Annotated in this window: 14 protein-coding genes; 9 read left to right on the forward strand and 5 right to left on the reverse strand. The window is 44.8% G+C overall.

All coding sequences use genetic code 11. The features are described from left to right. Positions 1-74: 74 nt before the first annotated feature. Together KFF44_RS10605 and KFF44_RS10610 are read right to left on the reverse strand one after the other, a co-directional pair. The gene (locus KFF44_RS10605) at positions 75-1,457 is read right to left on the reverse strand and encodes a PleD family two-component system response regulator (protein WP_255934086.1); all 1,383 of its coding nucleotides are present in this window, start codon (positions 1,455-1,457) and stop codon (positions 75-77) included. A 6-nt stretch (positions 1,458-1,463) separates the two neighbouring features. Then, positions 1,464-1,829 carry a response regulator gene (locus tag KFF44_RS10610; RefSeq protein ID WP_255934088.1) on the reverse strand — a complete coding sequence of 122 codons (366 nt, stop codon included), beginning with the start codon at positions 1,827-1,829 and terminating at the stop codon, positions 1,464-1,466. Between the two features lie 187 nt (positions 1,830-2,016). On the opposite strand from KFF44_RS10610, the gene KFF44_RS10615 reads away from it, so the two are divergent. The 9 genes from KFF44_RS10615 to KFF44_RS10655 all read left to right on the forward strand — a co-directional run bounded on the left by KFF44_RS10615 (position 2,017) and on the right by KFF44_RS10655 (position 9,173). Next, the gene (locus tag KFF44_RS10615; protein WP_255934090.1) at positions 2,017-2,292 is read left to right on the forward strand and encodes a DUF3572 family protein; all 276 of its coding nucleotides are present in this window, start codon (positions 2,017-2,019) and stop codon (positions 2,290-2,292) included. Positions 2,293-2,350: 58 nt separating this feature from the next. Then, complete coding sequence (locus tag KFF44_RS10620) at positions 2,351-3,019, forward strand: hypothetical protein (protein ID WP_255934092.1); 669 nt, start codon at positions 2,351-2,353, stop codon at positions 3,017-3,019. A 31-nt stretch (positions 3,020-3,050) separates the two neighbouring features. Beyond that, entirely contained in the window at positions 3,051-4,355 is a 1,305-nt protein-coding gene (locus KFF44_RS10625; protein ID WP_255934093.1) for a DNA polymerase IV, read from the forward strand. A gap of 135 nt (positions 4,356-4,490) precedes the next feature. Continuing rightward, complete coding sequence (locus tag KFF44_RS10630) at positions 4,491-4,808, forward strand: helix-turn-helix transcriptional regulator (protein ID WP_255934095.1); 318 nt, start codon at positions 4,491-4,493, stop codon at positions 4,806-4,808. Between the two features lie 339 nt (positions 4,809-5,147). Continuing rightward, positions 5,148-5,576, forward strand: a complete 429-nt coding sequence (locus KFF44_RS10635) for a hypothetical protein (RefSeq protein ID WP_255934096.1) — start codon at positions 5,148-5,150, stop codon at positions 5,574-5,576. 288 nt (positions 5,577-5,864) lie between these two features. Beyond that, positions 5,865-6,572 carry a GGDEF domain-containing protein gene (locus tag KFF44_RS10640; RefSeq protein WP_255934097.1) on the forward strand — a complete coding sequence of 236 codons (708 nt, stop codon included), beginning with the start codon at positions 5,865-5,867 and terminating at the stop codon, positions 6,570-6,572. A gap of 120 nt (positions 6,573-6,692) precedes the next feature. Further along, positions 6,693-7,154: a RidA family protein gene (locus KFF44_RS10645; protein ID WP_255934099.1), complete on the forward strand. Its 462-nt coding sequence runs from the start codon at positions 6,693-6,695 to the stop codon at positions 7,152-7,154. 16 nt (positions 7,155-7,170) lie between these two features. Further along, complete coding sequence (locus KFF44_RS10650; protein ID WP_255934101.1) at positions 7,171-7,953, forward strand: glycerophosphodiester phosphodiesterase family protein; 783 nt, start codon at positions 7,171-7,173, stop codon at positions 7,951-7,953. Positions 7,954-8,000: 47 nt separating this feature from the next. Continuing rightward, entirely contained in the window at positions 8,001-9,173 is a 1,173-nt protein-coding gene (locus KFF44_RS10655) for a GNAT family N-acetyltransferase (protein WP_255934102.1), read from the forward strand. Here KFF44_RS10655 and KFF44_RS10660 read toward each other — a convergent pair. From KFF44_RS10660 to clpS, 3 genes are all read right to left on the reverse strand, one after another. Next, a complete protein-coding gene (locus tag KFF44_RS10660) occupies positions 9,170-9,715 on the reverse strand; it encodes a GNAT family N-acetyltransferase (protein WP_255934104.1) in 546 nt (181 codons plus the stop codon). The genes KFF44_RS10655 and KFF44_RS10660 overlap by 4 nt on opposite strands. Before the next feature lie 22 nt (positions 9,716-9,737). Continuing rightward, on the reverse strand, positions 9,738-12,098 hold the full coding sequence (gene clpA, locus KFF44_RS10665) for an ATP-dependent Clp protease ATP-binding subunit ClpA (RefSeq protein ID WP_255934106.1): 2,361 nt from the start codon (positions 12,096-12,098) through the stop codon (positions 9,738-9,740). A gap of 88 nt (positions 12,099-12,186) precedes the next feature. Next, entirely contained in the window at positions 12,187-12,522 is a 336-nt protein-coding gene (gene clpS, locus KFF44_RS10670) for an ATP-dependent Clp protease adapter ClpS (protein ID WP_255934108.1), read from the reverse strand. Between the last annotated feature and the right edge of the window lie 30 nt (positions 12,523-12,552).

Raw genomic sequence — 12,552 nt, forward strand, 5'->3', positions numbered from 1 at the left:
GATTTTATCGTTTACCACAAAAAACACCGCTCGTTAGAGCGGTGTTTTTTATGTGATTTACGATCCAGATTGTATCAGTTAGCCACAATGACCCTGTTTCTACCGCCCTCTTTTGCCTTGTAGAGCGCTTTATCTGCCGACTCCAATAATTGGCCGGGTGTCATTCCCGCATCTTCTTCAAAACTGGTGGCGACACCAATTGAAACAGTAATCGTGATCGGGTCGTGATCCCTTCCAATATCAAAAGGGTGGTCGCAGACCTCTTGGCGTAATCGATCGCCAATCATTGTTGCCCAATCAGTTGCGGTTTCAGGCATCATGACAACAAATTCTTCGCCGCCGTAACGGGCTGCAAGATCGACACCGCGGATATTCTTTGCGATGCGATTCGCAAATTCCTTTAACACCATATCACCCGCAGCATGGCCGTATGTATCATTCACCGCTTTAAAGTGATCGATATCCATCATTAATACAGATAATGGCTTACCCGCAATATTGGCGGTATCCAGCCTGGTTTCCATATGGCTCGTCAGATAGTGCCTGTTGTAGAGGCCAGTTACGGCATCTGTTGTTGCAAGCTGCATACTGACATGAAACTTTTCCCAGAGTTTGTCAGAATATTCCTTGCGTTTAAGCTGTGTTTTCACGCGCGCAAGAAACTCCATCCGGTCCACAGGGCGAACAACATAATCATTAACCCCCATCTCAAGCGCGCGGACAAGCATTTTACTATTGCCGTCATCCACCATTACCAAAATGGGAACATGTCTTGTTTCTTCGAATGTCCTTAATTTTGAACAAACACGAAGCCCATCGGTATTACGCATTGTAAGCGAGACAATGATGAGGTCAAAATTCTTTTCACGTGCACGATCAGCAACATCATCCCCGCCATTCAAGAAGGTCAATGATCCAACACCACCGAGTGCGCGGGCAATTCGCTCCATTACCCTTTCTTGCTCATCAACAATTAGAATAGAGGCATCAGTGGGTAATGATTGCTCAAAAGGTGTGTTATCATCAGGGTTTTCCCACCCCATGTTAGCACCAGTTGCCTCACGGTTTCTAAGTTCATCCAACATAACCTTGAGGCGAACAAGCGATTTAACGCGCGCAAAAAGCGCTAAATCCTGAACCGGCTTTGTCAGAAAATCATCTGCCCCAGCTTCAAGGCCAGCAACGCGGTCAGACGGCTGATCAAGCGCCGTGACCATAATCACGGGAATATGTGCGGTTGCCGCATCACTTTTGATCCGGCGGCAAACCTCAAACCCGTCCATACCAGGCATCATAACATCTAAAAGCACAATATCGGGATGCTCCCGAGCAATAATATCCAGTGCTTCCGGGCCGCTATAGGCTGTCAGAACATCAAAATATTCGCTATTTAGTTTGGCTTCCAGCAGTTTGACGTTGGGAGGAACGTCATCAACCACCAGTACTCTAGCTGTCATGTGCGATTATCCCGCAAACTTTTTAACGGTTTCCAGAAAATGTCCAACTGATATGGGCTTTGCGATATATGCCTCACAACCACCTTCACGGATTTTCTCTTCGTCGCCTTTCATGGCAAATGCAGTAACCGCCACTACAGGGATTTTGCGAAGTTCTTCATCTTCTTTGAGCCATTTGGTAACTTCGAGGCCGGAAACCTCTGGTAATTGAATATCCATCAAAATTAGATTTGGGCTATGTTCGCGCGCGAGATCCAACGCAGACATCCCATCTCTGGTTTGAATAGTTTGATAACTATGCGCTTCTAGCAAATCACAGAACAGCTTCATGTTCAGTTCATTATCTTCAACTATAAGGATCTTCTTACCCATCTGATCCGGTGGCCCCCTTAGCCATTTTGACCGTATGTTTACAATAACGGTCTGTATCAGTTTTTAAAAACGTACTTAAACTACCAATTTGTTTTATAAATCCGAATTATTAACATAAAGTAGCCAGAAATTACTTTATTACAATATTTGTTATTTACAAGTTTACAACAGATTAAACGGATTTTTTATGCAAATAGAGGCTGCAAAGTTAATTGCCTTCGATGCCATTGCCTTTCTTTTTAGCCATGATGAATTAAAAGACAGGTTTTTATCGCTCAGTGGATTAAGTCCGGCAGAAATAAAAAACAATATCGAAAGCGTTGAATTTCTGGAAAGCATTTTGGATTTCTTCATTCAGTTTGAACCAGATTTGATAGCGCTTGCCGATACTATTGAAACGACCCCTGTGAATATTATTGATGCTTGGCGCAGCCTTGGTGGCGGCAAAGGTCAGGAATGGTAATATTAGCCATGAAAAAACTAAAAAATCTTGGTAACCTGCACGTAAGAGGCGCTTCAGCATGACACCCATCGATAATAGCTCAAAGCCAACACTCTCGGATACGATAAAAAGTCAGATCATTACTAATAGGCCTCTCTTGATCGTCGATGCGGACGAAGTTTTGTTGCAATTCGTCAAGGCGTTAGAGAACTTCATTGAAACCAAAGGATTCTATATATTTTTCGAATCCTTCCAATTAAGTGGTAATATTCGCAGAAGAAGCGATGACACACCAATCGATCAGGCTATGACCAGCCAACTCATCGGCGAATTTTTTGAAAACGACGTTGAAAAAGTCGAGGAAGTAGACGGTGCAAGTGATGCACTTAGGCACCTTAGCAACTATTATCAGATATTCATTCTATCCAATGTCCCCCAAAAAGTTGAAACACGGCGCCGGCAACACCTGAAAAACCTTGGGATAGATTACCCATTGATTGCCAATAAGGGTGGCAAAGGCTTGGTCGCTAAAGAAATGTCATTAGCTGCTAATAGCAAAACCGTTTTCATTGACGATCTTCCGCCACAGCATAGTTCTGTTGCAGAATATGCCGATCATATTCATCGCTTACATATGATCGCAGATCAAAGACTAGCCAAACTTATTGGCAAAGCGGAATCTGCCCATGTCAGGATAGATGATTGGGATAAGGCAACTGCGTATCTAATTGACCACATCAACGCCTGACATTCTGCCAACCAAATAACGAAGAACCAATATGACAAAGGAAATGGAGCCATTAGACGAGAACCAGCCCACCCTTTGCCGCGACTGCATGACGGAAATCGCTCCTCCTAGCGCTAAGCAGACATCAACACCACATCAAGACTGTAATCATAATCGATTACTGTCACATGCCGAACTAAGAACCCTATCGATTGCACATGTTGACTGCGATGCCTTCTATGCAACAGTAGAAAAAAGAGATAACCCAGAACTTACGAAAAAACCTCTCATCATTGGAGGCGGCGGTCAGCGCGGTGTTGTTTCTACCGCCTGCTACATAGCTCGAATGAACGGTGTGCATTCTGCCATGCCTATGTTCAAAGCACGAAAACTATGCCCTGACGCAGTCATTCTGCCACCCAACATGAAGAAATATTCGAAGGTTAGTAAAGAGATCAGGAGTAAAATGCTATCGCTTACTCCGCTGGTCGAACCAATTTCGATTGATGAAGCCTTCATGGACTTTTCGGGCACTGAGCGACTACACGGTACCTACGCCGCCAAGCTACTTGCCAACATGGCGAAAGAGATCGAAGCCGAAATTGGTATAACAGTATCTATCGGCCTTGCCCCGAACAAATTCCTCGCAAAAATAGCATCCGACATGAACAAACCACGGGGCTTTACCATTGTTGGGGAACAGGAAAAGCAGGAATTTCTGGCCTCGTTACCCATCACCAAAATATATGGCATTGGCAAGAAAACCGCCGCCCGTATGAACAAAGATGGCCTATCGATGATTTCCCAAATTCAAACTATGGATGCCAGCATTCTGGCAAAAAGATACGGCGAAGTTGGGCTGCGCCTTCACAGGCTTGCAATGGGGGACGACACCAGACCGATAAAGTCCAAACGTGAAACCAAAAGCATTTCCAGTGAACGAACCTTCAGGAAAGACATCAATATTCGTGAGGACCTGGAAAAACTATTATGGAAACTTGCAGAGAATGTATCACTCGAATTAAAAACCAAGCAAATGGCAGGCAAAACAATTACGCTGAAACTGAAAACCAGCACGCACCGGATCATAACGCGATCACGAACGATCGACCAACCTACTCAGCTTGCAGAGACCTTATTTGAAGTTGGCGCAGATTTACTCAAGCCTCTATCGGACGGAACGCCCTACCGGCTTATTGGTCTTGGCGTTAGTCAATTTGGAAACCTTGAAGACGCAGATATTCCTGACCTTATCGAGCCCGAACGCACGAAAAAAGCAGAGATCGAAAAGACAATGGATTCACTCAGAAAAAAATTCGGTAAATCCACAATCATTAAAGGTAGATCAATCGAGTAATATCTTACTATTTTCTAATAGCTTAGGATTTTTTTGAGGCACCTCATTTTCATACTTATCAAAATATTCAAACTCATATATTATATTTAATTCTTACTTTTGATCGAACAAAGATATCAGTTAGAATATTATATTATGAAAGATAAAAATGCTGTCAAAATAATGGGGGCCCTCGCCCAGACAACAAGATTAAGAGTCTTCAGGCTTTTAATGATGTCTGGAAAAAAAGGGATGGCAGCCGGGAAAATTGCCAAAACACTAGATGTTCCGCAAAGTACCCTATCTTCTCATCTAAAAGTCATGGAATCTGTTGGTATTTTAAGTTCAGAGCGTCAAGAACGTAAAATCGTTTATCGTGCAGAGATTAAAAAAGTACGATCCTTTGTAAGCCATATCGTCAATGATTGCTGCGACGGCCATAAAGATATATGCAATCCGAGCCTGTTTAAATAACATTTCCACATATACAGAAATATTATATATTTCATTCTTCTATATATATCATATACTTATTGTAATTTTTTACGACATATATACATGAAATATGTATAAAACTGAGCCTTTTTATAGATATTTTTCTCTCAATACTGCGATTCAATTTAATTGCATTTTGCAAATATCTTAGCATTTTTCGTCACAAAATTACTGCTTTCATTGATTTTTAACGTTTTTTTATGACACTGTTTGTAACATAACTGTAATTTAGTTCTTTACAGGGGCATGTTTTTACGATATTTATATTTCCATAGTTATAGAAATATAAATTGAAAACAAATTTTAGAGGAGCGAGATATGCTAAAAAAAATCATCCCAACTGCATGTGCCGCACTTATGGTAACAAGCGTTTCACTACCAACATTAGCAACTAACGACGTAAGCTCAGTTGGAATTAAAATTTCAGGATCCAAGACCTGGTCTGCTGAATGCACGATGGAAAAACCAAACGGAAAAACAAGAACTTTGGAACGTCAGGGTCGCGGTCACCGTTCCAGCAAGTCTTTCACAGGCAATAGAGTTCAAGGTGGACTTTGTGAAGTCAACATCCCGGATGGAGCTGATGTTAAAGTAACGTTCGTAAGCCGCCCTTCTATGACATGCCCTTTCGGTGATGAAGCAAAAGCATGCGAAGCTCGCCTTAAACCAGGCCAGTCTGTATTCACTTTTGGTGGTGGAACAGTTGTTGAAGCTTACAACCAAAAGCAAGTAGCTAGTATTAAATAACCAATTAATCAGTCATTCTGGCTTACAACGAATAGCATATCTTCCCCTAAGCTGATATGCGACGTGACAATGGGGGCAACAGCCCCCTGTCACTCCCCCTCTTTTCTGATCCCCAGCAAATAGATATCGATAGGCAGGAAAATACCTGCCCGTGAATTTATTACCCACTCAGGCAAATCTTTACCCACTGTACACCTGATAATATCATATTTTTCAGATACTTAGCTTACTTAAATTCAGGCATGCTAATTGCTTTTCTCCAGACATAGTTTTTGTTTGGAGGAATTTATGACAAACCAAGCTCACACTGGCCTGGATAATAAAACCGAAATTAATCCGTATGTAAGCAAGCTTGCGAGCAAACTCGTTAAGACCGCAGCGAGCGCTGAAATACGATTTGATAGCACAGGCTGGCAATTGATTACCGAGGTACTCAGTTTTGCGGCTTCTGCCGAGCAACGCATGGCGGAACAACAGGATCGTATCGACCACCTAGAGCAACTCTCGGTAACTGACGAGTTAACAGGCATTCGTAACCGTCGCGGACTGAAAATGTCCCTCGGTCGCTTGATGGCAACAACAGCACGCTATAATGAAGAAGCTGTTCTCGGCTTCATTGACCTTGATGGCTTCAAGCAGATTAATGACACATACGGTCACGCTGTCGGGGACCAAGCCCTAAGACAAGTTGCTAAAATCCTCAAAACATATACGCGCAGCAGTGATATAGTCGCTCGTATCGCTGGCGATGAGTTTGCTGTCATTTTAACCCGCTGCGAAGCCAATCAGGGCATTGACCGTATGCGCAACCTCCAGCGTATCATCAATGAGGCAGTTATCACCCACGGTAAACAGGCAGTGGCCCTGAAATGCTCAATGGGCATCAAATCCTTCTCTGGCCTTACTGATCCTGAAACATTGATCAGCGCAGCCGACGTTGCAATGTATGCTGACAAGGAAATGCGCAAGTCAACAACCCTTCGCTGCGCGGTATAGATTATATTTCATGAGGGAAATAGAAAGAGTATTTCCCTCTCCGCTCATCATTCGTTTGCAAGCGATGCCTCATTTGCTATAACTCCGCTATATTCATTCAGTTATTGTACGGAGATAAAAATGAGCGTAGCTGACCGCCTGACTTCCCTTGGTATTGACCTTCCAAAACCAGCGGCACCCGTTGCCAACTATGTTCCCTTTGTTATTTCTGGCAATATCATAAGTATCTCTGGCCAAATCCCTATGGGCCCTGATGGCCTGGCTTTCCAAGGCAAAGTTGGTCAGGAAGTCTCTATTGATGACGCCATTCGGGCCGCACACCTTTGTGCGCTCAATTTGATTGCACAAATGAATGCTGCGGTCGACGGAGACCTAGAGCGTATTTCACGTGTCATAAAATTGGGTGGTTTCGTTAACTGTGTCGATGGTTTTGGCGACCAACCAAAAGTCATTAATGCTGCGAGCGATTTGATGGTTGACGTTTTTGGTGATAAAGGCAGGCATAGCCGTTCAGCAGTTGGAACCAACGCACTTCCCATGAATGTCCCTGTTGAAATTGACGCGCTTGTAGAAATTTCATAAGGACAATTGTCAGATCATGGCAAATTCATCTGAAAGATACTTCCCCTGGCTTAGAACATCAAAAATTGCCCACAGGGGGTTGTTTGAAGCCGGAACCGAGCGCGAAGAAAATACGCTGGCCGCAATCAAAGCCGCCGTTGATGCTGGCCTTGGCATCGAAATTGACGTTCGGATTACCGCCGATGATTTAATCGTCGTCTTTCATGATGAAACCTTGGACAGAATGACAAATGCAACAGGCCATGTGGGGCGTTTTGGCCTCCAGCTTCTAAAAAAGCACATGGTAGGCAATTCTGGAAAGTCCATGCCTACGCTCCCGGAAGCGCTTGAGGTGATTAACGGCGATGTTCCTTTGTTCATAGAAATAAAGTCATCGCCGTCGATTGATATTCAGAAAACCTGTGCTGGGGTTCGCCATTGCTTTGAAGGCTATCGCGGTCCTGTTGCGGTTATGTCCTTTGACCCAAGAATAATAGCCTGGTTTAAAAAATATATGCCATCCTATCCACGGGGTTGGGTTATCGGCAGGGAAGCTTTGCTAAGCATAAAGGATCGTATCCTCAGCAAATATGTTTTGTGGAAAACCAAACCAGATTTTCTGGCGTGTGATATTAATCTATTGCCAAACAGCTTAACCTCAAATTGGTCAAGCCGCGGGTTACCCTTGTTAACATGGACCGTTCGGACACAAAGTCATCAAGAAATAGCACGTATGTATGCTGACGGTATGATCTTTGAAACCACAAACAGCGTAGAAGCCATGAACGATACTGGCTCTAGTGAAGGTGCAAATCCGTAATTTTAGCAGGCGGTAGAGTATTTTACCCTGATTGGAACCTTGTCTCGATGGTAGAAACAAAAAACCTCGTCGCTAAAATCGTCAACAGCATTAGCGAAATTCCCAAAACCTCTTGGGATGCATGCAACAACGCAAGTGCTAACAGCAGCCCATTTTTATCCTACGACTTTCTGAATGCCCTCGAAATTTCCGGCTGTGTGAATGCCGAAACCGGCTGGCACCCACAGCACGTCGTTCTTTATAACACGAGTGACGAGACTGATATTCTGGCCGTTATGCCCTTGTACCTGAAGGGCCATAGCCAGGGCGAATATGTTTTTGATCATGGCTGGGCTGATGCCTACGAGCGCGCTGGTGGTCGCTATTATCCTAAATTACAGTCGTCTATTCCCTTCACACCGGCAACCGCATCCAAATTATTGGTCAAAGATTGCAATAATCGTCAAACATATGAACAAGCGCTGATATCGTCAGCAATACAATTTGCCCGAAATGCAGAAATATCATCGCTGCACCTGACGTTTGTGCCCGAACGAGAAGCTGCGTCCTATAAAGATATGGGATTGCTTATCCGTAATGATCAGCAATTTCACTGGTTCAACAAAGGCTATCAAACCTTCGATGATTTTCTCAACGCTTTAAGCTCTCGAAAGAGGAAACAAATCAGGAAGGAACGCAGAACTGCGCTCGAAAATGGCATTACAATTCATCATTTTTCCGGCGACGATTTGAAGGAAGAACATTGGGATGCCTTCTTTGAATTCTATATCGACACGGGCAATCGAAAGTGGGGTCAACCCTATCTGAACAGGCAATTTTTCTCAGAAATCAACAAAAGGATGGCTGATAAAATTGTTCTCATGATGTGCGAACGCGGCGGCGATTATATTGCGGGCGCGCTTAACTTTATTGGTTCAGATACAATATACGGTAGGCACTGGGGATGTATCGAAGACCATCCCTGCCTTCATTTTGAAACCTGCTACTATCAAGCAATTGAGTACGCAATCAACCACGGTCTGAAATGCGTAGAAGCCGGGGCACAGGGTCCACATAAAATAGCACGCGGTTACGAACCAACAAAAACCTACAGCGCCCATTATCTGCGCGATGAAGGTTTTCACAAAGCAGTGGAAAACTTCCTACAAATGGAAACGCGAGAGGTTGATGCCCATATTGAGTATTTAGGCGAGAGAACCCCTTTTAAAAAAGGGGATTAGCGACCGAATGTATCCGCGCTGATCCGGTAGAGTACGTGTGGTTTAATGGGGCTCTCATCGGGCACATCAGGATGATCAAAATCATTGTCGTGATCTCTGTGCATGCCAATTTTTTCCATAACACGCATAGAAGGTACATTATTTTCACTAGTGATGGAAATAACTTCAGAGGCCTTAAGCGCGCTGAATGCATAAGCAAGGCATGCCCTTGCCCCCTCTGGCGCCAACCCCTTACCCCAAATATCTTTTCGCAGGCGCCATCCTATTTCTGGAAGCCCTGCCCCCGGAATGCCCTGATGCGCGATTTCCATGCCGATAAAGCCGATAAATTCATTGGCTTCCTTAAGGTCAGCGGCCCAGAAGCAAAATCCATGTTCTTTGTCATGGGCCATGCGCTTATCGACGCTTGCGTCGCTCACGTCTCGGCGTTGGATGTCCGGAAAGTAGCGCATAACCTCAGGGTCCGCGTTTAATGCGGCAAAAGGGTCGCGGTCACGCTCTAACCACGACCTAAGAACAAGCCTATCGGTTTCAATAATCATCAATTCCCCCCAAGGCGATGCCTTAAGGTTTCACAGGAACAGGTGGCTTGCCGGGGTTGCGTTTCGCAGGTAATCCCGCCTTTTTCTTCGAAGCCTTCGGTGCGTGAGGAACGATTTCAAAACCAAGGCCATCACCTTTTACTTTCACGATCACCTCGCCGCCCTTCGATAATTTTCCGAACAACAATTCATCAGCGAGTGGCTTCTTGATATTGTCCTGAATAACGCGGGAAAGCGGCCTTGCGCCGTAAAGCTTGTCATAACCCTTTTCCACAAGCCAGCTTTTCGCAGCAGTATCAAGCGTAATTTCAACCCCTCGGTCAGCCAATTGAAGTTCTAACTGAAGAATGAATTTTTCGACAACTTTGGCAACCACTTCGGTCGGTAAGAAACCAAATGGAATAACCGCATCCAAACGGTTCCTGAACTCTGGGCTAAAGGTTTGCTTAATTGCTTCTTCGCTTGCCGCATCATTGGTGTCGCGGCCGAACCCGATAGCCGCCTTTGCTAGGTCCTTGGCACCAGCGTTTGTTGTCATGATCAACACGACATTACGGAAATCGATTTTCTTACCATTATGGTCAGTAAGCGTTCCATTATCCATAACCTGCAACAGCACATTAAAGAGGTCTGGGTGCGCTTTCTCTATCTCATCAAGCAAAAGAACACTATGTGGCTGCTGATCAATAGCGTCGGTCAAGAGACCGCCCTGATCGTATCCAACATACCCCGGAGGCGCACCAATAAGGCGCGACACCGAATGCCGCTCCATATATTCAGACATATCAAAGCGATGCAATTCCACACCAAGAAGGTCCGCAAGCTGCCGGGCAACCTCGGTTTTACCGACACCCGTTGGCCCCGAAAACAGGTATGATCCAATCGGTTTATTGGGTTCACGCAGACCAGCACGCGATAATTTAATGGATGCGGTAAGTGCCTCGATCGCCTGATCCTGGCCAAAGACAACCCTTTTAAGGTCACCTTCAAGCGTTTTCATCACACGGCTTTCATCGCGTGTTACGGATTTTGGCGGGATACGGGCAATTGTTGAAACCGTCGCCTCAACATCTTTAACACCAATGGTTTTCTTGCGTTTGCTGGCAGCCAAAAGCATTTGAGCTGCACCGGTTTCATCAATCACATCAATTGCTTTATCGGGTAATTTACGATCTGTGATATAGCGATCCGATAATTCCACCGCGGTTTTAATCGCGTCAGCAGTATAACGAATACCATGATGCTCTTCAAAATACGGCTTGATACCTTGTAAAATCTTGATCGCATCATCAACAGAAGGCTCATTCACATCAATCTTCTGGAAGCGCCGTAAAAGTGCACGGTCTTTTTCAAAATGACTGCGGAATTCCTTATAAGTGGTCGAGCCCATACAGCGTATTCCACCGTTTGCAAGCGCAGGCTTTAGAAGGTTCGAGGCGTCCATGGCCCCACCTGATGTTGCACCAGCGCCGATAACAGTGTGAATTTCATCAATAAACAGAATTGAACCTTCATAATCTTCCAGTTCTTTCATCACAGATTTGAGGCGTTCTTCAAAATCACCGCGATACCGCGTGCCTGCAAGCAAGGTTCCCATATCAAGCGAGAATACGGTCGCATCCTTAAGGACATCAGGAACCTCACCCTCATGAATGCGCCTTGCCAATCCTTCTGCTATTGCTGTCTTACCGACGCCGGGATCACCAACAAACAACGGGTTATTTTTGGAGCGACGGCATAGAACCTGAATAGCGCGCTCCAACTCGCGTGAGCGGCCAATCAAAGGATCAATTTTACCGTCCTTTGCCTTTTCGTTCAGATTGACACAATAAGCCTTCAAGGCAGTATCGGTGGCCTTATCACCTTTGGCTTTTGCTTCCTCGCTCTCGGTTCCGTCTTCGTCCTCGGTGCCATGAACAGCACGTGGTTCACTAAAGTCAGGGACCTTTGCGATACCGTGCGAAATATAATTCACCGCATCAAATCGGCTCATATCCTGATTTTGGAGGAAGTAAACTGCATGGCTCTCTCGTTCTGAGAACAAAGCAACCAGAATGTTTGCACCGGTTATTTCCTCGCGACCAGAAGACTGGACGTGAAGGAGTGCACGCTGAACAACCCGCTGGAAACCAGCCGTTGGCGTTGCCTCCATCCCTTCAGCATCAATTTTCAAGCTATCAAGCTCATTTTCCAAATATTCCTCAAGCTCTCTTGCAACCGTTGGAATATCAACACCGCATGCTCTTAAAACCGCGACGGCATCGCTGTCATCCAAAAGCGCGAGCAATAAATGCTCTAACGTGGCATATTCGTGGCTGCGTTCATTCGCTTCATTCAGCGCCCTATGAAGGGTTTCTTCTAAATTTGAGGAAAAGCTTGGCACCTGTTACTCCTGATTGAGCTAAATAGATTAGCTTAGTTTCTATGGTGTTCTATGGTAAACGACGACCTGAAAAGGCAATCATACCGTATTATTCTTTTTCAAGTGTACACTGAAGCGGATGCTCATGTTGTTGAGCAAAAGACATAACCTGATTGACTTTGGTTTCAGCGATTTCATAGGTAAATATACCGCAAACTCCGACACCTTTCTGGTGCACATGCAACATCACCTCAGTTGCCTGCTCGACAGTCATACGGAAAAAGCGCTGTAAAATGTGCACGACAAACTCCATCGGGGTATAATCGTCATTCAACAGCAAAACTTTGTACATAGATGGCTTTTTGGTTTTGGTCTCTGTGCGTGTTAATACGCCGGTTCCAGAACCGCCATCTTGGTTGTCATCATCGTCGCGTTTATCCGCCATTCACTACTCTCTTTACTTGCTAACCTTAAT

Origin of the sequence: Kordiimonas sp. SCSIO 12610, from assembly GCF_024398015.1 — a bacterium.
Taxonomy (GTDB): domain Bacteria; phylum Pseudomonadota; class Alphaproteobacteria; order Sphingomonadales; family Kordiimonadaceae; genus CANLMI01.

Coding starts and splice junctions, on each gene's coding strand:
- KFF44_RS10660 (WP_255934104.1), bottom strand. CDS start 9,715: ATGATTATTGAAACCGATAGGCTTGTTCTTAGGTCGTGGTTAGAGCGT.
- KFF44_RS10630 (WP_255934095.1), top strand. CDS start 4,491: ATGAAAGATAAAAATGCTGTCAAAATAATGGGGGCCCTCGCCCAGACA.
- KFF44_RS10640 (WP_255934097.1), top strand. CDS start 5,865: ATGACAAACCAAGCTCACACTGGCCTGGATAATAAAACCGAAATTAAT.
- KFF44_RS10620 (WP_255934092.1), top strand. CDS start 2,351: ATGACACCCATCGATAATAGCTCAAAGCCAACACTCTCGGATACGATA.
- KFF44_RS10605 (WP_255934086.1), bottom strand. CDS start 1,457: ATGACAGCTAGAGTACTGGTGGTTGATGACGTTCCTCCCAACGTCAAA.
- KFF44_RS10635 (WP_255934096.1), top strand. CDS start 5,148: ATGCTAAAAAAAATCATCCCAACTGCATGTGCCGCACTTATGGTAACA.
- clpS (WP_255934108.1), bottom strand. CDS start 12,522: ATGGCGGATAAACGCGACGATGATGACAACCAAGATGGCGGTTCTGGA.
- KFF44_RS10655 (WP_255934102.1), top strand. CDS start 8,001: ATGGTAGAAACAAAAAACCTCGTCGCTAAAATCGTCAACAGCATTAGC.
- KFF44_RS10615 (WP_255934090.1), top strand. CDS start 2,017: ATGCAAATAGAGGCTGCAAAGTTAATTGCCTTCGATGCCATTGCCTTT.
- KFF44_RS10610 (WP_255934088.1), bottom strand. CDS start 1,829: ATGGGTAAGAAGATCCTTATAGTTGAAGATAATGAACTGAACATGAAG.
- KFF44_RS10625 (WP_255934093.1), top strand. CDS start 3,051: ATGACAAAGGAAATGGAGCCATTAGACGAGAACCAGCCCACCCTTTGC.
- KFF44_RS10650 (WP_255934101.1), top strand. CDS start 7,171: ATGGCAAATTCATCTGAAAGATACTTCCCCTGGCTTAGAACATCAAAA.
- KFF44_RS10645 (WP_255934099.1), top strand. CDS start 6,693: ATGAGCGTAGCTGACCGCCTGACTTCCCTTGGTATTGACCTTCCAAAA.